Origin of the sequence: Leptospira sp. WS58.C1, assembly GCF_040833995.1 — a bacterium.
In the GTDB taxonomy this organism is placed as follows: Bacteria; Spirochaetota; Leptospiria; order Leptospirales; family Leptospiraceae; genus Leptospira_B; species Leptospira_B cinconiae.
This window is the reverse complement of record NZ_CP162137.1, coordinates 3,092,556-3,114,314: the sequence shown is the minus strand read 5'-3', so window position 1 is coordinate 3,114,314 and position 21,759 is coordinate 3,092,556. Positions and strand designations below refer to the sequence as shown.

Sequence of the window (21,759 nt, the reverse complement as noted above, 5' to 3'; positions counted from 1 at the left end):
ATTTATTCCGCGAAGTTCATTCTTTCGATCTGGCTATCCACCGGCTTTTCGCCTTCTACTCTTTCCCTTTTCCGATAGATCCCGTCCGAAGAAAGGAGTCTTGCCTTTACATTATCCCTGATCTGAACATCTAAGATCTTTTTGATCCTATCCTTATTTTTAGCGTCTAGTATCGGGAATAAGACCTCGATCCTTCTTTCAAAGTTTCTAGGCATACAATCCGCCGAAGCGAGGAAAATACTTTCTTCTCCGCCGGAAAGGAAATAATAGATACGTGTATGCTCTAAAAATCTGCCTACGATGGAGATCACTGTAATATTTTCCGAAATTCCGGGCAGTCCGGGTTTTAAACAGCAGATACCGCGGATGATCAGCTCTATGATCACTCCTGCTCGACTAGCATTATACATTGCTAATATAATATGGGGATCTACCAGACTGTTCATTTTGAAAATGATGCGCGCTGGTTTTCCCGCTTTCGCATTTTCCGTTTCTTTTTCGATCAGATTTAAAAATACCGTTTTTAAATTATGGGGAGAAGCCGCCAGTTTGTTTAAGAAAGGCATCTTTGCGTAACTAGTGATTGTGTTAAAAATTGTCGAAACGTCTTCCGTGATTTCCTTATTAACCGTAAAAAAACTAAGATCCGTATAATATTTACTGGTCGTGGAGTTGTAATTTCCGGTTCCAAGATGCACATAACGCACTAGATGATCGTCTTCTCTTCTTACGATCAAGAGCATCTTGCTGTGGATCTTGAGTCCCACCACACCGTATACCACATGAACCCCTCTTTCTTCCAACTTTTGGGCCCATTTGATATTACGTTCTTCGTCGAATCTTGCTTTTAGCTCCACAAGTACCGTTACCTGTTTTCCGTTTTCAGCAGCCTGACCTAAATATTGGATAATAGGAGAATCCCCGCTTGTGCGATATAAGGTCATTTTAATTCCTAGAACCTTAGGATCCTCGCTGGAGATCCTAAGTAGATCTTCGATAGCGCCGAAGGATTGATACGGGTGATGTAATAATCTGTCTTTCTTTTTGATTGCGTCGAAAATTTTCTCGGGAGATTCGAACTTTAAAGTGTTTTTCTGCTGAAAGAACGGATACTTGAATTTGGAGGTATGTTCCAGTCCGTAAAAATACATTGTATCACTAATATTTAATATAGAGGAAACATCGAAAATTTCATGGTCTTGTAGCTCCATGAGTTCCTTGAGAGTATTTCGTACGAAAGAAGAAGTTCCTTCGTAAATGTCCATCCTCACCGCGTCTCCCCAGATACGGTTTCGGATCTCCTTCTTCATGGTGATAAGTAGGTCTTTTACGGAAGCCTCTTCGTCGATGGAGATATCGGCATCCCTTAATATTCGGAAAGGATATACTTCTTTTACGGTCATTCCGTAGAAAAGATCATCCACATGCAGTTTGATGATCTCTTCCAGAGGAAAAAATCTTCTGGTCTTACCTTCTCCTTTAAGTTGTAGGAACCTCGGTAATACGGAAGGCACTTGGACCACCGCGAACAGATCTTTTTTTAGTCCGGTTTTCTCATCGTCTGTGGTGAGAACGATAGCTAGGTTTAAGGATTTATTAAGTATATGAGGGAATGGGTGAGAAGGATCTATTGAAAGAGGAGTTAAGATCGGAGAAACATCTTCTTTGTAATAATGTTTGATGTCTTCTATCTCATTTTTATTTAATTCATCCGGATTTAAGATGAGATGGATCCCGTTCTCTTTCATCTGGTCCAGAGTATGGTTCAATGTTTCGTATTGAACATTTACGAAACTTCTTACCTTATTGGATAATTCGGTAAGTATTTCGGAAGCTCTTTGACCGTTCAGACTTTTTTCGTCGTTACCTTCCGCTAATAGGTTTCTCAAACCGGCAACCCGGACCATATAGAATTCGTCCAAGTTTGACTCGGTGATACATAAAAATTTGAGACGTTCCAGAAGCGGATTTTCAGGATCATTCGCTTCTTCCAAAACCCGTTTGTTAAAATCCACCCAGGAAAGTTCTCGATCGAAAAAGATATCGGAGTTACCGATATGGATCGGTCCCTTGTTTCCGTTTCCTCCGCTTCCTAAGCTTTGGTTTTCGGGCGATTTTATCTTTTGGGCCACTGATTTTGTCCTACTTTCTTCTGGTTTAAAATGGACGGGTCGAGAGTCAAGTCTGCTTTTCGGACCAGAAAGAAGCGGAAAAGATGCCCAGAAAACCGCTTCTTTCCGATTATATTAACCTATCAGCTTTCCCGTTTTTCTTTCATCGATTAGATAAGGATTTTGGACTTCTTTTGTTTTTGAGATCCATACCTTTCCGGTCTTAGGACAGAAGAAAGAATAGAATTGGAACTTGGGAGCTAATTCCTTTAAAGAAGAACATAATTCCGAATATAAAAATTCCTGTTCTTCTCTCGAACCTGCCTTTTCCAATAATTCCGCAAAGGTCAACGACTTAGCATATTTTATCCTTCCTTCTGCCGAACTTTCTTTGGCTCTAAGAACCATTCCGGAGAGTCCCTTCGGATTTGTTCTTTTATCGTCACTGGAAAGTAATTGGTCATGAAAGACCGCTAGTCTTTGGAATAATCTCAACTCGGAAGATTCCGCCGCCACAGGGGCGGAAACTGAAACCACGGAAGCCGCGGCTATGTATGCGAATACGTTGCGCATAAAATTCTCCTATATTATAAAAAATAAATATATTGGGAGAATTTCCTATATGATAAGTCGGATCGTGTATAGATTGGAATCATAAGCGGAAATATGTAAGGGCGCCTCGGAATCCAAGGAAAAAATTACGGATTCCGAAAAAGAGAATAGACCTAAACTTTTCCAATATGTAGAGACAGTGTTCGTCTCTATTCTTTCGGATTCTTTTTCTAAAGTGACTAAGGCGGAAAGAACGGAATGAGAAAGTTCTAACTGTAAACTTTGTTTAGGATGTTTTGCTCCTGAAAAAGAAATCGCTGTTTCGTTAACAGAAATTGCGAATACAAAACAGAATGCGACTAATCCTATGAATGCCCGAGCAAACATTGAAAGTTGGACCCGGATCCGGTCATAAGGGTTTCCTTTTTCCTTCTAAGTAATGCTGGATGGTTTCAAATTTTTATATGTATTGACCTAATTAGATCACTGCTCAAAATTTCATCATGATAGATCCAGAATACTGTGTCGCTTTGGCAGAATACAATCGTTGGCAAAACGAATCCCTATTAACCGTTTCTGAAAAACTAAAGCCGGGCGAGTTGAACGAAGATAAAAAACTATTCTTTGGCTCTATGGCGAAAACTTGGAATCATATCGTCATGATGGATCTCTCTTGGTTGGATAGGTTCCATTCTAGACCGATCCAAAAACTGGATTTCCAGGAGATGCAATTTTCAGGTTTGGCGGAACTCAAAAAGCTCAGGACCGAATTAGATTCGACGATTTCGGAGTGGGTAAAAACCATTACCTCAGAGTGGCTTACACAAGATCTGAAGTTTTACAGCTACATGTACAAAAAGGAGATCACTTTACCGATTTGGCTTCTGATCACTCATTTTTTCAATCATCAGACTCATCATCGCAGCCAGATCTCCACAGCATTATTACAAAGCGGATTGGAATACGGAGTCACGGATATTCCTTGGAATCCTTTTTATCCGAAATCAAGATAATATATTCAGGAAAACGAATGAAACAGATCCTTGTATTCTTTGATACTTTCATTTCTCTTTTGATTTTGAACTGCGCCTCCGTAGAAAAGGTAGAACCTCGTAAGATCGAAAAGATCATGAAGGTCCATGCGGGTGGAGGTCTTCGTTTGAGGATTGCTCCGAATATAGAAGCTAAAAAAATAGATCTGGTCCCGGACGGAGATATTGTCGAAACTTTCGGAGAGACCGGAGAGATTGAGGTCCAAGACGGTAAACAAGGTCGTTGGGTCAAAGTAAAGTGGAAGAAAAAAGACGGATACGTGTTCGGCGGATTTTTAGAATTTATCAACGTCAAATAATTTTATACTTTTTGAATATTCTCCTATTTTAAGGAATTCCATTGAGAAGATTAAGAAACCAATTTATAGAGATCATTTCATTCCAAAACTCGGCCGGATATTTCGCCGCTATTACTTTCTTTGTGAGTTTATTCTCCCTATTGATCGATCCAAAGATCGGAGTTTTGACTCCTGATATGCTCGACGGAGGTAGATGGTGGAACGCAGGATTGTTTGTTTTTCATCTACTTTCTCCGGCTGAGATCCAAGCCGGAACTTATATGCCTTGGATCTTTTTGATCTTCTACACGTACCTTGTTTTTTCCGTGGGTAAAATTTTAGAAGAGGATATGGGTTCTCTTAGATTTAATCTATTTTTGTTTTCTTTAATGTTCCTGATCACGATAGGCGGGGTCCTTTCCTTATATTATCCGTTGTTTGTGGAAACTAAGATGATATACGATTGTCTTTTGTTGGCTCTCGCAATCCGTATGCCCAATCTCGAATTTTTTATTATTCCGATCCGAATGAAATGGATAGGGATCGTTTTATTTGTCTACCTTTTCTGGGAAAGAGGGGATGAGGTGAGAATGTTCAACTCGAGCTTACCTTGGGCAGGATTGTTTTTTGGATTTTCCAGTTTACTTATATTTTTCGGTAAGGATATCTTAGGCGCCAAAATCCGGGAGCACAAAACTTCTACTTGGAAAGCCAAACAATCGGAAGTATTCACAATACATAAATGTTATGTTTGCGGAGCGACCGAGGCTACGGACCCTCAATTTGAATTCCGTTATTGTGTGGATTGTGAAGATAAGGAATATTGCGAGAATCATCTTCATAATCATTCACATTCTTGAACGAACTAAATTTTGTCCCTTAAGAGCTTGTAAATTACTCAATTTTTTTTAAACCGGATTGACTTTCTTTCGATAAGATATGAAATTCTCCGGCACTCCAAAATCCCCCGATCCGGAAGTGGGTTGTAACAGGAAAAACTTTCCGTGAATTCGATCGTTTACTGGTTTGAAGAATTATTTGCCTCTCTTCCTTTGCCCTTCTTGGATATTTGGGGAAGATTCGGCTATATAGTCGGGATCTTTCTGACGATTTGCGCCTACGGAGGTTTTACTTTTAATCCGGCAGGTAAATTCGGTTTCGGTCGCCAAAAACAAAGCTGGGACACTCAGGCTTTTTTAAGTATTCCGTTCACTTTTGTTTTTATATTTATAACCGGTTATATCGGCTCTTTTATCGTTTTAGTACCCGGAGCTCAGACCTTCGAATCCTTAAAGGATCTAACGGTCTTTCTTTGTATTCTTTTGTTCGGTTATCCTGCACTTCTTGCGGTACCTTTTGCATACGGACTTTCGGATCTGATAGAAGGTGTTCCGCCCGATTTTTTATTCGACTGGCTTTTAGGTTATTTTATCAATCCGTCTTGTTTCTGGGTCGCATATCAGTTGATCGGCAGGGACCCTGATTTTAAAAAATTGAAAACATGGGGATTATATTCGATTTTCGTAATTATCTTCATGAGTATCGAACCCCCGCTTTGGGGTTATATCTGTTCGGAACAATTTACTCGGGAGATCTCCTACCGAAATATTACTCCCGCTCTTTTTTTTACGACAGGAGTTACCTGGGTGGTCGCTCCTTTTGCTACGTTGGTCGCATTACCGCTTGCTAAAAAGTACGGATTATTTTGGGCCGAAATCCCCGGTCATACTAGAGAGCTGATCTTAAGTTATAAAGAATGGTATTGGCAGGAGGAAAAAATAGGAAAAGATGGGGCTCCCTTACCGCAAGGACTTCCTATTCGGATGTTCTTGGTCACCCCGTTCATTCTTTTGGTCCTGATAATGGTAGCCGCGACCGCTTATCTGACTTTGAGAAGTTCCGAAGCGGCTTCCGGAAAACTCGCTTCCAGATTGCACCAAGAGATCTCGGAAAATATCAATCTCCGGCTGGATGATTATTTGTCTCATTCTATCGATAAAAAAACGGAGGAGATCTCTCTTTTATTAAAAAATACGAATATAGCCAGACACGGAAGAGCTTTTATTTTGGATAGAGAGACTAGGGTCGTAGCTTCTTCCGATCTGCGTTTTAGTAACTTGGGGTCCGCTTCGGAGAGTGGGGATCCCGTAATACGAAATTCAATTCTTTCCATATTGAAGGATTACAGAGATCTGTATTCGATCAAAGTAGCATTCCAATTTAGATTCGATATAGTAAACGCAAAACCCGTATCCCGGGAGACTTGGCTTACTCAAGTAACTCCTTATCGGGACAATGCAGGACAGTACGATTGGATCGTGATCACGGCAATGCCTGCTTCTTATTATTTGGAAGGTGTGCAGATCGGAAATAGCGAATCAGCAAAAGTATTCGCAGTAGCTTTGACTCTTTCTCTTTTGATCGCCGCATTACTTGCCGGGATTGTTACATCGCCGATACGAAAGATTTCTCGGGCTACTCGTGCAATGGCAGAAGGGGACTTCTCCCAAAGAGCTCCTAGCAGTAAACTGGAAGAAATCGGGATCCTTGCATTTTCTTTTAATCATATGGCGGAACAGTTGCAAGAGGCCTTCCTGAGAACAAAGTCCAGTGAGCAGCAATACAAAGATCTTGTGGATACGACCCCGGGAGTTGTCTGGGAAGCGGATGCAGCCACATTTAATTTTACATTCGTGAGTAAACAGGCCGTGGATCTACTCGGGTATTCCGTAGAAGAATGGAAAACTCCCGGTTTTTGGGCGGATCATATCTATTCGGACGATAGAGAGGAAGCGGTGAATTTTTGTGTGGCTTCTACAGGAAGATTGGAAGCTCACGAATTCGAATATAGGTTCTTGAAAAAGGACGGAACTATCATTTGGCTCAGAGATATGGTGAAGGTGATCACCGAAGCGGATAAGCCGAAATGGCTTCGTGGAGTAATGGTAGATATTACCGAACGGAAAAATTTCGAAGAGAAGTTTTTGGAGAGGAATAGATTTGTCGAATCGATATTGGATATCTCTCCTGATATATTATATATTTATGATATTAGGGAGAAGAGGAACGTATACTGCAATATCGGTGTGGAGAGATTATTGGGTTATTCCGTGGAAGAAATCCAAGGAATGGGAAATTTCGTTCTTAAGACGCTGATGCATCCGGATGAATTTGAGATACATTGGGCCGAGACCATTCCGAAATATCTGAATGCCTTGGACAAGGATGTAATAGAACACCAATATAGGATGCGGCATAAGGATGGAAAATGGCGTTGGTTTGTATCCAGAGAGTTGATCTACATGAGAGATACGGAAGGAGTCCCGATCCAAATCTTCGGGATCTCCAATGATATAACGAAGAGTAAAGAAGCGGAAGAGACTATCCTGGATCTGAACGCAAACTTGGAACGTAAGATCGATCAAAGAACGGAAGAATTAAAAAGAACAAACGAAAATCTCAAAGAATCTTTGGAATACCAGAAAAAGATCTCCGAAGAACTGAAAGAAACACAAAGCCAACTTCTTCTTTCGGAAAAGTTGGCAGCTTTAGGTCAACTTGCTGCGGGAATGACCCATGAGTTAAACACTCCTTTGGGCGCTATTGTTTCGTCCAATCGTGCCATTTTGGATATTTTGTACGAAGAGATCAAAGAAATCCCTGACCTTCTTCTTAGTTTAAATAAAGTAGAGGTGGAACATTTCAAATTTCTATTAGATGAAAGTTTAAAGGAAATTTCCCAGGCCGAGATACTGCCGAATCGGTCTTTGAGAAGGGAACTTGTTCGGGAATTCAAAGAAGCTTCGGTTCCGGATCCGGAGAATGCGGTAAATATGGTCCTAGAATTGGGGCTTCACAGACTAGGGGAAAAACTTCCTGAACTTCTGAAGACTGAAAATTCCCTGAAGTTATTGGAGGCGGTTTCTTCTATAGCATCCGTTGTGCGATTCAGTAATGTGATCTCAATCGCTACCGGAAAGGCGTCTTATGTGGTCGATGCTCTCAAAAATTATTTAAACCCAGGAACACATAACGGAGAAGAGGAACTTGTCCCGGTTGACGTAGAAGTGGAGCTGGAAACGATCATCGCACTATATCATAATAAGATCAAATACGGGGTCGAAGTAATTAAACATTATCGGACGAACGAGCTTTGTTTGGGAGATCCGGATAAGTTGAACCAAGTATGGATCAATCTATTAAATAATGGATTGCAGGCCATGAACTATAAGGGTAAAATCGAAATTTCGATAGAGAAAAGAGAATCCTGGATTATAGTCTCCTTCATCGATTCCGGCTCTGGAATTGCTAAAGAGATCCAGGACAAAATTTTCGATCCATTCTTCACTACTAAAAATCCTGGAGAAGGTATCGGCTTAGGTTTGGATATCTGCAAAAAGATCATAGAGAAGATGGGCGGGAAAATAGAATTTGAAAGCGAACCTGGACGTACCAAGTTCGAAGTTTGGCTGAAATCGGCAAACCGTAAAAAAGAGGAATCTATTGGAAACTGAAACATCACAGAATGCGATCCTATGTGTGGATGACGAGGCGATCATCTTAATTACCTTACAAAAGGAATTAAAGAAGCAGCTCGGAAATTTATTCCAATACGAGACTGCATTAAATGCAGAAGAGGCTATGGAAGTCATAGATGATCTGGTAAAGGCAGGTGTGAATGTGATCTTGATCCTTTCCGATTGGTTGATGCCGGGGATTAAGGGAGATGAGTTCTTAATTTTAGTTCATCAAAAGTATCCGAATATCCGATCCATACTGATCACGGGACATGTGGATGCTGCCGCCGTGGATCGGGTTAAAAAAGAAGCGGGGACTTATACAGTGATCCCAAAACCTTGGGACGTGAACAAACTAATGGAAGCAGTTCGAGTTTGTTGTAATTTGAATTAGAGCGAACGTTACGAAAATCATCCTTGGAGACAGTTTTAACCGTTTCGATATTTTGCCCATCAAACTAACACCGGTTCGTTCGGATGCCTCCTTCCTGAAAACGAATTGACCTTTCCTTTTCTAAGAAGATACTTTATTATCTCCAAAAGGAATCTTCTTACCATGCTACAAAATAACTACTTTAACGATGTATCCGACTTAAGGTTACATTTCGATCATATCATCAATTGGAAAGAAATCGTGGATTCCTATGAGGGCGGATTTGTAGATGCCGCTAAATTCAAAGCCGGGGACGAAAGATTTGCCGCTGCACCTTCTTCTTATGAAGAAGCATTAGAATATTATAAAACACTATTGGATTCCGTTGGGGAATTTGCAGGGAAAGAGATCGCTCCTTATGTTGCCGAATTGGACAAAGTCGGCGTTAAATTCGAGAATGGAAAAGTGGTATTCCCCGAAAAACTATTGGAGATCGTTCGAAAAGCAAGGGATGCGGGCTTACAACCCACCGGCTTTTCCAGAAAATACGGCGGACTCGGAGTCCCGTGGACTGTCCGAGCATTCTTTAGTGAAATCTTATATAGGGTGGATGCATCCGTTTGTATTTCCATCGGTTGTGTGAATTTGGCCGAGATCATCGAGAAGAACGGAAGTGAAGAATTAAAAGACGAATGGTTGCCTCGCTTGGCTGCGGGAGAATTTGCATGCGCTATGGGACTTACGGAGCCTGACCATGGTTCAGATCTGCCGGGGCTTCGGACTAAAGCCGTTCATAAAGAAGGAAATATTTATCTTTTAAACGGAACAAAAAGATTTATCACCCAAGGATGTGGAACAGGAGAAATTCCTGCGATCCTTTTGTTATTAGCGAGGACCGGAAATCCGGGAAGCGGGGCTCGAGGGCTTTCCTTCTTCTTAGTGCAATCCAAAGACGTACAAATTGCGGGAATAGAAAAGAAGATGGGTCTGCATTGTTCTCCTACTTGTGAGATCGTTTTAGAAAATACTCCGGGAATTTTGATCGGAGAAGAAGGCCATGGACTCATTAAACATACAATGGGAATGTTGAACGGGGCCCGGATGGGAATTTCCCAGCAAGGAGTCGGGATCGCGCAAGCAGCGTTAGCCGAAACCAAAAAATACACTTCCGAACGGATACAATTCGGAAAACCGATCGGAACGATCCCTGCAGTCCGTAAAATCCTCCGAAGAATGGAAAGAGAAACAATGGCAATGCGCTGTTTAATGTTGGAAGGCGCTAGAGCTATGGATCTGTATTATTTCAGGGGAGATCATCTGAAAGAAAAAGGGGCCACGGAAAGAGATCTTAAATCGGACGTGGTCCTGAAATACTGGGAAAAGTTAGCCGGAATACTCACACCTATTTCCAAGTTTTATTGCTCCGAATCTTGTGTGAAGATTGCAGGCGATGCTGTGCAACTTCATGGAGGAGCAGGTTTCACGGACGATTACGATGTCTCCAGGATTTACAGGGACTCAAGGATCACGACGATTTATGACGGGACTTCTCAGATACAAGTGAATGCTAGTATAGGTGGGATCGTTACCGGAATGAGCGGTCACGGTTTTTTAAGGGAATATATAGACAACGAATGGTCCCATTTCCCAACCGAGGAGACAAAGGTTCTTTCAGATGTTTGGGACGGTTTCCAAGAAGCGGTCGCAATGTATAAAGAACTCGCTACTTCGGAGGAAAGGGAAGAGACTGCCGATGAGATCGTTTGGGCAAGCGCCAGACTCCTTTCCGGTTTACTATTCTATCGTTCTACACTTCGTATTCCGGAAGAGCTGAGAGCTGACAGACTTTCTCATGTGGAGGAATATAATCTGGACAGTCTTGGGTATATGGAAGGTCTGAAAGCAAAGTTGAAAGTAAAGGTTTCCTCAAGGCAAGCGGTTTAGATTTTAGAACCGCCAGGGATCGATGCGGGCGTCGCGAAGCGACCGAAGCGGAGAGCCCGGTCCGAACGAAGTGAGGAGGCGGCCCTTATGTCTCGACTCATTTCCGTCGGAAGTCCAAAAAATCCGTCTTTCTTATCTTGAAATGCTTATACTTTTGGGAAATCGGTCGATGGAATTAGAAGGAGGGGACTATGCCCGCATTCTCTATTCCGGGATTGAGTTCCGGCCAGGATACGAACCAAATCGTAAAAAAACTGGTAGAGCTAGAAGCAAAGCCGATTCGCCGTTTGGAAAAACAAAACGGTTTCAATCAGGCCCAGGTTAAGGCGTGGTCCGATCTTAAAACTCTTACTACTGACCTCCAAAATAAAACGAGAGAAATTATTTCTTTTACGGCGCCCTTTGCGACGAAGTCTATCGTTTCCGATCCGGAAGGTGTGATCACCGGTGATGCTGCGCGTTCTGCAAGCAGCGGTAAACGTAAGATAGAAGTGAAAGAGCTTGCTACATTTCATCAGATCTCGGGCGATCCTATCGATTCGGAGAGAAAGATCCCTGCCGGGACATTTAAGATCCTTTCCGGAGAGATAGAGAAGGAGATTGAGTTCCAAGGCGGGACTATTCGAGATCTATATCTTACCGTACGAACCGCGGCTGCGGGGATCGTTCAGCCTACGCTTGTAAAAGTGGATCAGGATAAAACGGTTTTAACGTTAGCCGCTTCTCAATCCGGCAAGGATAATCAATTGAAGTTCGACGATCCGAACGGGGTACTTAAAGCGGCTACTCTTGTGGGAGGAATGCTTCCTCAGGATCCTCCTCAGTCTTTTTATCTTCCATGGGAAGCGAGCCAAACAAATCCATTCCAACCGGATAAGTACGGTATGATTGCGAATGCAAAACCTACTTTTATCCCTGCGGACCCGGAGAAAAAAGAACCTTCTAAGATCAAATTAAGCTCTAAACAAGCTTTCCAATTCCATATAGATGCGAAAGAAGGAAAGAAGGGCGCAAGGATCGAGGCTACTCTTTCCGAACCTTTGGAGGAAGGGGAAACGATTTCCTTAGGTGTGATCTACGATCAGGACGAACAAGATAAAGTATTCTTAGAACAGGCTTATCATAAGGAAGGGAAGGTTCGTATTACTTTTAAGTCCAATATGGACGGCAAAAAGATCCATAAGGTAATCGTAATCAACCAAACCGGAAAGGAGAAGGAATTCTCGAATTTCAGATTCGTTCTTCCCGCGGAGTTCAACGGTGCTAAACCCGCAAAGACCATCGTAGAAGCAAAGGATGCGGTTTTTACGGTAGACGGAATTGAGATCACTCGACCTAAAAACGAGGGTCTAACCGATGTTTTGGACGGAGTTCTTCTGAATTTGAATAAAAAGAGCGAAGGTGGTCCGGCGAGCGTCGATATCAAAGTGGATTCCGCAAAAGGTATCCGTATGATCAAGGAATTTATAGAAGCATATAATAATGTTCTAAAATACTCCAAGGATGCCACCGCTGTTAATAGGGAAGGCGGGATCAGCGATTCTAAACTGGAAGATCCGGATATTACCAGATCTTTCTGGGAAGGAAAAACGAAAACCGGCATTTTGGCCGGAGAAAATTCCGTCATTCGTTTGGTTGCGGGTATGAAAACCGTTACCACTTCTTCTTTTCCCGCTTATCCGAATTCGGAGATCAGGACTCTTTCCGATGTTGGAATTTCGACTGGAGAAGTGGGAAGTAAATGGGCCGATATCCAAGAAGGTCTTCTAACTCTAGACGAAGCGAAATTAGCCGCAAAACTTGCGGAGAATCCGGATGCAGTCCGCCATTTATTCGCCCAAGACACCAATTCCGACGCCAGGATGGACACGGGAGTTGGCGTGAACCTGGTGGAACATTTGAAACCTTATACGCAGTTTGCGGGCGGACTGGTAACAAGCAAGATCAAGTTATTGGAAGAACAGGTCTCCGATAATAATAAGAAGATCAAAAACTTCGAGTCTCACCTGATGAGTTACGAGAAAAAACTCAAAGAGAAATTCCTGTATATGGAGCAGGGTGTGGGAAGGAACAAGGCCGTAGGATCCTATCTGAACAATAATCTCAGTAGGGGACAAGGCGGAGACGATAAATAAAGGAATTATAATATAAACGGAGGAATCACCGTGGAAATATTCGTAAACGAGCAAAAATTGGAAAGCGTCATCGAAAATGAAAAGAACCTTGGAGAGGTTTTCGACGCTGTACGTCGTTGGGTTGAAACTAACGGTAAATTTTTATTATCCTGCGTTGTGGACGGGGAGGAATTTACCCAGAACACAATGCGTGATTCTTCCATTTCAAATGTTTCCAAAATGGAATTTTTTGTAGGAGAAGAATTGGATATTCTGATCAGCTCTCTCCATGAATTGGATTCCTATGTGGATAAGGTGGGAACCACTTTACTCGGCAGGGATTCCCTGACCGAAAAAGAATCCAAGGAGCTAGGAGACGGGATTGAATGGATCCGCAGTCTCTTGGAATCGGCAGGTAAACTTTTAAAACTAAAATACGATCAGATCAAGCCAATGGGTACCGGATCCACGGTAAGAGAGATACTGGATGCGTTGAGCCATAATTCTTCCAAGCTCGACGGAACTACCGCTATCGAGGAATTTTTGGAATACCTAAGAGATCTAAAATTATTCGTAATGGATCTGGTCGCTAGAGCTTCCGTTTTGGATCTGGAACTTCCTACTCTGAGGGAAATTTTAGATACTTTCATCAAGGCTGTTCCTGCATTAAAAGAAAGTTTCGTAAAAGTAAACGAAAGTTATCAAGCTGGAAAAGACGAAGTAGCGACTCATCTTCTAACACAATCCGTTTCTCAAATCAATGTTCTTCTGACTTCGTTTATAACTTTGAGACAAAAACTTCCCGGTATGGACTTCTCCAAGATCCAGATTGCGGAAAGAAGTTTTGAAGAAAAGACAAACGACTTAAACGATACATTGGCATCCGTTGCACTTGCTTTGGAAGAAAAAGATATAATTCGTGCGGGAGATATTATCGAGTATGAGATCCCTGCCGTTTTAGACGAATTCCTTCCCTTTTTGGAAAAGGTAAAAGAGCAAGCGGATTCGCTAGCAGTTTAACCGGTAATTTCCAAACAGAATAAGGTTAGATCGTCCGTCATGATCCCGTCTCCGAAGGATTCCGAATAGGATACTAAGGAGCGGATCAGACTGTCGGAATCCTGGTATGAAAGTTTTTTTACCGCCTCCACAAGCGTCGAATTTCCCATCGGAATCCCTTTCGAGCCCCTGACTTCGAATAAACCGTCGGAATACAATAGTACCCTGTCCCCGGGACGGAGTTGTACCTGAAAATCCTCCAAAATGGGAGTACCTACCGCAAGTAAGACCCCTCCTTTACCTTTTAGGTCCAAAGTTTCCCCGTCTCTGAGAAGAAGTCCTGCATGATGACCTGCATAACTATATTCTAATATTCTTGTATTTGGATTATATCTAAGGAAAACCGCAGAGATAAAATGTTGTGTTACAACGGAGGAAAGTAGATCGTTTGTGAATAGTAACCCTTCTTTAGGTTTACTTCCTTTTCTGGAAAATACGTTAAAGGAGATGGAAGCCATTGCTGCCACCATTGCGGATGAGATCCCATGTCCTGAAACATCTGCGAATAGGATCTCAAGGCTTCCGTCTACACTTTCGGAACAATTCAGAACGTCTCCACCTACACGATCGTAAGGACGAAAATAGGAGAATATCTTGAATTTATCGGAAGTGGGGAAGTCCCGAGTAGTGATCGTATTTTGCACTTCTCTTGCTATGTCCAGATCCCGGATCACTCTGGAATAGAGCATGTTGATCCTTTCCGAAGCTTCTTTTTTTTCCGTGATGTCTCTAAGGACATACACTCTTCCTAGGTCTCTTCCTGAGATGGGGATCTCCGATTTAGAGACTTCTAAATATACCGAATCGGAGGAGGGTAACATCTCTTCTTCGGAGTAGGTCCGATCTTTTTCCGAAAATTTTCTTTTGAAGTCCATTCTAGAAAAGGGCCTTCTCGTAAATCCTTCTAAAAATTTTCCAAGATCCAGTCTTTCCGGATTGGCTGCTATTTTAGGAAAACCTAACATTTCTTTTGCACTTTCGTTCCAATACAATAGGTCATCGGAAGCGGATAAAAGGATCACTCCTTCTCTTAGTTTTGAATACAATTGAAGGGCGATCTTTTCCAATCGGATCTCTAAAAATCCGTACTTTGCGATCGCTATGAATATGCAGGCGGATTGGATCACGCTTACGCTTCCGCTCAATGGAGGATAATGTAGATCTCCGTTAGATAGTATCCTCGGAAGTACGGTGGTCAAAAATCCGAGTACCGAAGATAAAAGTGTTCCGAATGCCAAAAGGTAACATTGTTTTCTGAATCCGATCTCTTCTTTTCTGGATTCGAAAATCAATAGAAAGATCGCATATACCGGAGGAGAAACTATGAGCAGATTGACGCCGTAAACGTACAGAGGTCCTTGGACGAGCATGTCTCCCCAGTATTTTCTTTCTACACCCGCTATGATCCAATCGGTGGTCAATGTAATCGGGAAAATTGCGAGAGCCAGTCCCCGCAAGAGGTATAAAACTATATTCGGATTTTTTGATAAGAACGCGAATACGAACTCCAAGAATAAAGGCCCGACTAATAACCAGGAAATAGAACTGATCTTAAAGACCCAAGTCATCCAATGAAACGGTAAGAAGGACCAGTATAATATGATGGAAATGATCCAAAAACTTAATGCTCCGGAATATAATAGATACAAATGAACTACCTTATGTTTTCCTTTGAGGGCCAAAACATAGGTGAACAACCATAGATTGATGAATAATGCGAATAATGGAAGAATCAGGTACGGATTCATGGTCGTATTTCCAAAGCGAGCATCGCCAAATCGTCGTTATGTTTTCCGTTTCCGAATTCCAATGCTTTTCGGTGGGCCGCTTCCAAAAGAGAGCGAGTGTCTCTATCCGCCATCCCTTGGATCCAGTCCAAGAATTCTTCGTAACCGAAAATTTCTCCCAGATCGTTTTTTACTTCGTATAAACCGTCTGAGTAGAATAATAATCTATCGGAAGGTTGTAGATCAAAATGGTAATCGTTTAGGTGTAATTCCTTAACTGCCAGTAGTATCCTACCTTCTCCTTCCAGAGGGTAAATTTTCCCCTCTCTGAAAACAAGCATAGGATGATGTCCCGCGTAAGAGAATTTAACTCTATTTTCAGTCGGATAAAAACTCGCATAGACCGCAGAGATATGATGGTGTAATACCACCTTGGAGAGCATTTCGTGGATCTCGGACAAACTTTCCTTAGGAGAAAGTTTTTTATCCGATACGATCTGGAATGCGATAGAAAGCATTCCGCCTACCATGGCGGAAGCGATCCCATGACCGGAAACGTCCGCAAAGAGTATATCCACTCTTTCTTCGGAATGTTCTATCACTCTCAACATATCCCCTCCCACTTTGTCGATGGGTTCGAAAAAGGAATGGATCCTATAAGAACCCTTGTCCGGAAACTTCTGAGTGATGATAGATGCCTGGGTAACCCTTGCGATCTCCAGGTCGTTTACGATCTGTGAATATAATTGATGGATCTTTTCTTGAGCCGCCTTTTTTTCAGTGATGTCCCGTAATAGATAGAGAGTCCCTGATTCATTCTCAGTGATCTTGATCTCTGAGACAGTGAGTTCTATGAATTGAATAACCGAGTTATTCAACAATTGGTAGTCTCTGGGAATATGATCCTGTTCTTCTCTATAACCGGCAAAATGCCATTCCGGTTTGAATAGACCTTCCTTAGAAGGAGAACCGTCTAAGATCGCGATTGCAGCTTGATTTGCAAAAAAGAATTCATGATTCTCTTTTGTAAGGATGATCCCATCATGGATATCACGGAATAATTCTACTGCGATCCTTTCCAAACTGATATTTAAAAAGCCATAACGTGTGATCGCAATAAAAATGAAGAATGCCTGTATACTGATTGCGGCAGGACTCAAAGGAACGAATAAAAATCTACCCTGTTCGTCCAAGTTAAATAACTCCGTGTATGCGCTGATTCCTAAAGCGATCGTAGTTCCTATTATCCAGTAATTTAATTGTTGTCTGATCTTTCTTTGTTTTGTCCTGAATCTTTCTTTTAAAAGAAGATAAAGCCCCCAGATTGCAGGGCCGCTGACAGCAATCGAACTGAACGGAACGAATAAAATCCCAGGCTCTAATTCGTACCCCCAATCGTACAAGATAGAACCTTTGATGATCCAATCTGTGGAAGCGGTCAGAAAAATTGTAAGCACTACGGAAAAACGAAAGAATGGTAAAAGTATTGTCGAACGAATGTTTAAAAATCCATATACGGTTTCCAAAAATAATAGGCCAACCGGGATCCAGGTAAAACAAGAAAGTTTAAAAATAGGAGTCATCCATTCCGGAGGAAGCATGCTCCAATATAAAATGTAAGAAATTAACCAGAGATTTAAGAACAAAACGAAACGTAAAAAATCACGAATGACCGAACTTCGGAACCTTCTCGCGAAAACGTAAGAAATAAGAAGAGTATTTATGATTAGAGCGCTTATTGGCAGAAAAAGGTAATAATTCATAAGCCCGGACGCTCCGAGGCATCCTAACCGGGTCCTAATTCGGAATCAATCCCGAATGACTTGTCGACGGACCTTTTTTAGGCAGGAAAACAGCAGTTTTTAGAAAGTCCAAAATCCAAGAAAATTAGGTTTTGTTTATTAAGAAAATAGATTGCGTTAGACGACATTGTATATAGGGTTGACTCGACTAACGCTCTGTCGCGGCCTAAGGGGAAAATCGAATGAGTGGACTGGAGCCGGTAGGAACGATGGAACCTAGTTCCGATTATTTGATCCAAGAATCAATATCTTATCTACCTAAAGAGGCCCCTATACTCTCCCTGAAAGGAGTAACTCTTACCCCGGTATGTATTTGCCCGGTGTGCGGAGTATCCGGTAAAACTCCTTGGAATAAGTCCAGAGGGAGGCTTAGGGATTGGGCCGCGTTTTTAGAGGAAATCAGGGAAATCACGTGTTCCAACGAGTCCTGTCAGACAAAATATTCCCCAAAATATCTTCTGGAATTTCCAAAAGGGATCAGTATTTTAAATAAATCGAATTTACTTAATTCTTTAAAGTCTTGGTTCGAGGAATTTTCCGGCAGAGAGATCGTTTGGGAAGAAGAAGAGGGATCGGACTCTTTACATTGGGACCCATTCTTCCAATCTGTGCCGACCTGGTCGGATCATATTCCGGCGTATTTATTTACAAACATTCTGCGATACACTCCTCCTAAGGATCTGGAGGGGATTCTTTTGGGAAGGAAGGGAATCCCTTTGTTTGGCGGATTTAAATTTTAAGAAAACGTAATGAATAACTGCGCCGGCTTTTAGGAGCCAGCTCCATATTGCTTTTATCGTTCTTGCAGTATTTTTCTAGAAAGAGTCTCGTCCTTCTTCAATTGCAAAACAAGAGCGTCCACACCCGGGAATTTGATCTCTTCTCTGATCTTTTTGGTAAAAATTACGTTTACCTTCTTCCCATAGATATCGTCCGAAAAATCGAATATATGACTTTCTAATGTGACGGATTGATCACCGAACGTAGGATTATTTCCTATATTGATCATAGAAGGATAGGTTTTTCCTTCTATCTCGGTTCTCCCTGCATAAACTCCGACTCCGGGCAGGATCAACTCAGGGAACGGTTCCACATTGGCGGTAGGAAATCCTATGGTCCTTCCTCTTTTATGGCCTTGGACTACCCTTCCTGCGACGGAGAATTCTCGACCAAGACATTCTTCCGCTTCTTCTACCTTACCTTCCCTCAATAAGGAACGAATATAAGAGCTAGATAGTTTTGTAGAGCCGAGAAATACCGGTTCCAATTTTTCCAAATCGTACCCGTACTCGGAGGAGTATTTTTTGAGAAGATCGTAATCTCCTCTTCTCCCTTTTCCGAAACAATGATTGAATCCGATCAAGATGGATTTTGCCCCCAATTGATCGATCAGTATCTCCTTTAGGAACGTTTCCGCTTCTATTTGGGCGAATTCCAGAGTAAATGGGACAACTACAAGCCAATCGATCCCGTAAGATTCTATTAAATTTTCTTTATCCGTCTGAGTGGTGATCCCGCCTAAATCCTTGTCTTTTCCTAAGACCAAAGCGGGATTGGGGTGATAGGTGACCACACAAGAGGGGAGGCCTTTTTCCAGGGAAATTTCCTTGGTTCTTTCTAAAAGAGCCTGGTGGCCCAGATGGATCCCGTCAAAATTCCCCAAAGTTACGACTGTGGAAGTCTTTAGGTTGCTTTTTAAGTTCTCCAGACTTCTAAGAATTTTCAAGTTTCTCTCCAAAGGACGGTCGATATTCTAAAAAGATGGACTGGCACCGAATTGCAATACTCTTATTCTTAATTCTTGCCGCTGCCGGACAGGGTCCGATCAGTCAGGAAAATCGGAAAACGAAAAATTTTGAGAATTTCTCGAAACCGATGGGGGGAGAAAACTATATTTCCGAAGATTATAAGACCTTCCCCGAACTTTCTATATGGGCCTATCATAACGGTCTGAAATTAGCTCCGGATAGAAAAGATCCGGCTCCCGGAGCAGGGACAGGCCGACTATTCGATAATCAATGTAGAATGGTCCCTGAGACCGGCTTGGATATCCTATTGATTGCTGATCCGAATAAAAAAGACATTATCTACGTTTATTTCGATCTAACCCACTTTTCTAAAACGGAGAACGCAGCAATTTTACCGGATCGAGAGCTTAGAATTTCCGCAAATGGAACTCTGAAAAGAACGATCCGTTTTCCGGACACAAACTTATATTCCAAGTCTCTCTACTCTGGAAATCCTCCTGTTTACATTACGGTGGATCCAGCCGAGTTGAGGGATGGCAGATTGAATTTGAATCTTACGCCACTCGCGGGAGAAAAGGGGAGGTTTTGGGGAGTTTGGGACGTGTTTTTGTCCTACTCTGCCCCGGAATACCCTTGAATATCAGGGAAACTGGCTGGTGAATTCGGACTCTGAAAGAGTTTGGAAGTAAGAAGTCAGTCCCGCCACTTTGAAAACTTTTTCGATCGCAGGTTTCATGTTTGCGATGAAAAATTTTCCGCTCAATTCTTGGACATAATTCAATTGTTTAATCAGCATTCCGATCCCAGAGGAATCGATGTAATTTAACTTTTCCAGGTTGATCACAACGTTATTGTTATTTCGATCAATGTTCTGCTCGAAAAAGTTTTTGAGATCTATGGACGTATAGATGTCCAGGCTCCCGGAAAGGCTGATTATATTTGTTTCGCTGGATTTTCTAATGCTGATTTCCATATTGGTCCCTTCCCTTTTCGTAGAATCCGGCCGGAATTCAACGAATTTTTAGGAAAAATCCGGGCTTTTTGACGGAATGGACGACATTAAATATAGGAAATCGTCCGGAATCATACGAATGAAGAAACCTGCTATCTTACTTCTTTTGATCTTCTTATTCAGTTGGGAAATATTTTCTCAGGACTTCGAGAAGGACGGTCAGATCAAAATTCTTCCTTACGAGCCTACACAGGTCAGGGACATTGAAGGACTAACAAAAGACATCAAGGACTTTCATAAAAGAATAGAAGATATGCTCCCTTTCCTGAGTAGAAGGAAAAAAATTATTGATAATGAGTATTTCCAGTTTGTTCCTGCGATGGAAAACTTCAATTTCCCGGTCCGTGATAGATATTTGGTGGATAAAAAGTTTTATCTAAAAGTTTCAGGGGGAGAAGGTTCTCTAAAACTGGATGGAGTCCGATTTATCACCCGAAAATCCCTGGTTACTAAGCTCAGACCGGTCAATGACGAGATCGGTGAATTAAAAAACGAGAAGGTTGTTGCCTCGGATATCACTAGCATTGTTTTGGTTGTAAAAAGAAAAACGGATGCCGGAATAAAAGAAGAAGTATATAATCTAGGAAATATTCGGAACCCGAACCAAAGAGTCAAATTCGTCCGTTCTTATCGAGACAATCTTGCGGAAGTGGTCCAAGCAATAGATAAATATGTGGAAGGAACGATCCGAGCAGACAGAAAGGATGTGGATACCATGCTGGACGGTTTGGAAAGCGGCGGCTCCTTCCAGGAATATAATTCGAATCGTTAAATCGTTTTTAGAGTCTAAAATTTTACCATGAATTCGGCCTGGACAGATCATTATCGGGTTCTGGGTCTGAATTACGGTGCCAGTCCTGAATCTATCAAACATAGATATAGAGAGCTCGCCAAAATTTTTCATCCGGACAATAGACTAACGGGTTCCGAACCGGTCTTCTTAAAAGTTTTGGAATCCTACCAGGTACTGTCCAAACCGGAAGAACGTTCTCGTTTCGATCAAGAATTCAAAATCAGAAAGAAACAAGAACATGCAAAAAATGGAATTCATTTAATCCCACCTTCCAGGATTGTATTCGCTACACAAGCGGTTGAATTTGCAAGAAGGGGACTTCTTCGCGCCGGTATGAGAAGTAGGGATCGCAAAAAATACACCGGCATCTATTATGATATTCGGATCTGTCTCAAACCGGAAGAGCTACTAGGCAGAATATTCGCAGCCATTCCTTTGGTGGTCAGATCTATCTGTCCGGAATGTAGAGGTTCGGACCTGAACTGCGCTTCCTGCGGAGGAAAGGGAAGTTATAAGAGTTACAGGTACCTAAAATGGAGCCCGGAGCCGGGGAGTTTAGTCCCTGGTAGGATCTATACCTTAGATCTATCCGGGTTTCGTCCCGACGTATTTACTCATTTCAAGAAGCGGATCTTAAAAGTTAAAATTGAACTCTTCCAGGGTCAAAAAAAATAGGC

General features: G+C 42.0%; 19 protein-coding genes. 12 read left to right on the top strand and 7 right to left on the bottom strand.

The window, feature by feature from the left end; genetic code table 11:
• Window positions 1-2: 2 nt before the first annotated feature.
• From ppk1 to AB3N61_RS14305, 3 genes are all read right to left on the bottom strand, one after another.
• Window positions 3-2,120, bottom strand: a complete 2,118-nt coding sequence (ppk1, locus tag AB3N61_RS14315) for a polyphosphate kinase 1 (RefSeq protein ID WP_232421024.1) — start codon at window positions 2,118-2,120, stop codon at window positions 3-5.
• Between the two features lie 126 nt (window positions 2,121-2,246).
• Window positions 2,247-2,684 carry an LIC13259/LIC11441 family protein gene (locus tag AB3N61_RS14310; protein ID WP_367897902.1) on the bottom strand — a complete coding sequence of 146 codons (438 nt, stop codon included), beginning with the start codon at window positions 2,682-2,684 and terminating at the stop codon, window positions 2,247-2,249.
• A gap of 45 nt (window positions 2,685-2,729) precedes the next feature.
• A complete protein-coding gene (locus tag AB3N61_RS14305; RefSeq protein WP_020770384.1) occupies window positions 2,730-3,050 on the bottom strand; it encodes a hypothetical protein in 321 nt (106 codons plus the stop codon).
• A gap of 116 nt (window positions 3,051-3,166) precedes the next feature.
• Between AB3N61_RS14305 and AB3N61_RS14300 the strand changes: the two genes are divergently transcribed.
• From AB3N61_RS14300 to AB3N61_RS14265, 8 genes are all read left to right on the top strand, one after another.
• Entirely contained in the window at window positions 3,167-3,676 is a 510-nt protein-coding gene (locus AB3N61_RS14300) for a DinB family protein (RefSeq protein ID WP_020770470.1), read from the top strand.
• A gap of 17 nt (window positions 3,677-3,693) precedes the next feature.
• Window positions 3,694-4,014, top strand: a complete 321-nt coding sequence (locus tag AB3N61_RS14295) for an SH3 domain-containing protein (protein ID WP_367897901.1) — start codon at window positions 3,694-3,696, stop codon at window positions 4,012-4,014.
• 41 nt (window positions 4,015-4,055) lie between these two features.
• Window positions 4,056-4,853, top strand: a complete 798-nt coding sequence (locus tag AB3N61_RS14290; protein ID WP_020770528.1) for a hypothetical protein — start codon at window positions 4,056-4,058, stop codon at window positions 4,851-4,853.
• Window positions 4,854-4,997: 144 nt separating this feature from the next.
• Window positions 4,998-8,507 carry a PAS domain-containing protein gene (locus AB3N61_RS14285; protein ID WP_367897900.1) on the top strand — a complete coding sequence of 1,170 codons (3,510 nt, stop codon included), beginning with the start codon at window positions 4,998-5,000 and terminating at the stop codon, window positions 8,505-8,507.
• Complete coding sequence (locus tag AB3N61_RS14280) at window positions 8,497-8,904, top strand: response regulator (protein ID WP_036090096.1); 408 nt, start codon at window positions 8,497-8,499, stop codon at window positions 8,902-8,904. Before AB3N61_RS14285 ends, AB3N61_RS14280 begins: the two co-directional genes overlap by 11 nt.
• A gap of 162 nt (window positions 8,905-9,066) precedes the next feature.
• The gene (locus tag AB3N61_RS14275; protein ID WP_020770347.1) at window positions 9,067-10,827 is read left to right on the top strand and encodes an acyl-CoA dehydrogenase family protein; all 1,761 of its coding nucleotides are present in this window, start codon (window positions 9,067-9,069) and stop codon (window positions 10,825-10,827) included.
• Window positions 10,828-11,018: 191 nt separating this feature from the next.
• Window positions 11,019-12,962, top strand: a complete 1,944-nt coding sequence (fliD, locus tag AB3N61_RS14270) for a flagellar filament capping protein FliD (protein ID WP_367897899.1) — start codon at window positions 11,019-11,021, stop codon at window positions 12,960-12,962.
• 30 nt (window positions 12,963-12,992) lie between these two features.
• A complete protein-coding gene (locus AB3N61_RS14265; protein WP_020770471.1) occupies window positions 12,993-13,961 on the top strand; it encodes a hypothetical protein in 969 nt (322 codons plus the stop codon).
• Here AB3N61_RS14265 and AB3N61_RS14260 read toward each other — a convergent pair.
• Window positions 13,958-15,748: a SpoIIE family protein phosphatase gene (locus tag AB3N61_RS14260; protein ID WP_020770302.1), complete on the bottom strand. Its 1,791-nt coding sequence runs from the start codon at window positions 15,746-15,748 to the stop codon at window positions 13,958-13,960. The genes AB3N61_RS14265 and AB3N61_RS14260 overlap by 4 nt on opposite strands.
• Window positions 15,745-17,490, bottom strand: a complete 1,746-nt coding sequence (locus AB3N61_RS14255; protein ID WP_020770293.1) for a SpoIIE family protein phosphatase — start codon at window positions 17,488-17,490, stop codon at window positions 15,745-15,747. Before AB3N61_RS14255 ends, AB3N61_RS14260 begins: the two co-directional genes overlap by 4 nt.
• A gap of 221 nt (window positions 17,491-17,711) precedes the next feature.
• Between AB3N61_RS14255 and AB3N61_RS14250 the strand changes: the two genes are divergently transcribed.
• Entirely contained in the window at window positions 17,712-18,269 is a 558-nt protein-coding gene (locus tag AB3N61_RS14250) for a hypothetical protein (RefSeq protein ID WP_020770481.1), read from the top strand.
• A gap of 53 nt (window positions 18,270-18,322) precedes the next feature.
• Here the strand turns inward: AB3N61_RS14250 and AB3N61_RS14245 are convergent, their stop codons facing one another.
• On the bottom strand, window positions 18,323-19,255 hold the full coding sequence (locus tag AB3N61_RS14245; RefSeq protein WP_020770533.1) for a bifunctional riboflavin kinase/FAD synthetase: 933 nt from the start codon (window positions 19,253-19,255) through the stop codon (window positions 18,323-18,325).
• A gap of 35 nt (window positions 19,256-19,290) precedes the next feature.
• On the opposite strand from AB3N61_RS14245, the gene AB3N61_RS14240 reads away from it, so the two are divergent.
• Window positions 19,291-19,914 carry an LIC10729 family protein gene (locus tag AB3N61_RS14240; RefSeq protein ID WP_020770434.1) on the top strand — a complete coding sequence of 208 codons (624 nt, stop codon included), beginning with the start codon at window positions 19,291-19,293 and terminating at the stop codon, window positions 19,912-19,914.
• Between the two features lie 3 nt (window positions 19,915-19,917).
• On the opposite strand, the gene AB3N61_RS14235 is transcribed toward AB3N61_RS14240, so the two are convergent.
• The gene (locus AB3N61_RS14235) at window positions 19,918-20,250 is read right to left on the bottom strand and encodes an STAS domain-containing protein (protein ID WP_008595407.1); all 333 of its coding nucleotides are present in this window, start codon (window positions 20,248-20,250) and stop codon (window positions 19,918-19,920) included.
• A 118-nt stretch (window positions 20,251-20,368) separates the two neighbouring features.
• Here AB3N61_RS14235 and AB3N61_RS14230 point away from each other — a divergent pair, with 118 nt between their 5' ends.
• Together AB3N61_RS14230 and AB3N61_RS14225 are read left to right on the top strand one after the other, a co-directional pair.
• Window positions 20,369-21,061, top strand: a complete 693-nt coding sequence (locus AB3N61_RS14230; protein ID WP_367897898.1) for an LIC_12936 family protein — start codon at window positions 20,369-20,371, stop codon at window positions 21,059-21,061.
• Between the two features lie 27 nt (window positions 21,062-21,088).
• Complete coding sequence (locus AB3N61_RS14225) at window positions 21,089-21,757, top strand: J domain-containing protein (RefSeq protein WP_020770352.1); 669 nt, start codon at window positions 21,089-21,091, stop codon at window positions 21,755-21,757.
• Window positions 21,758-21,759: the final 2 nt, after the last annotated feature.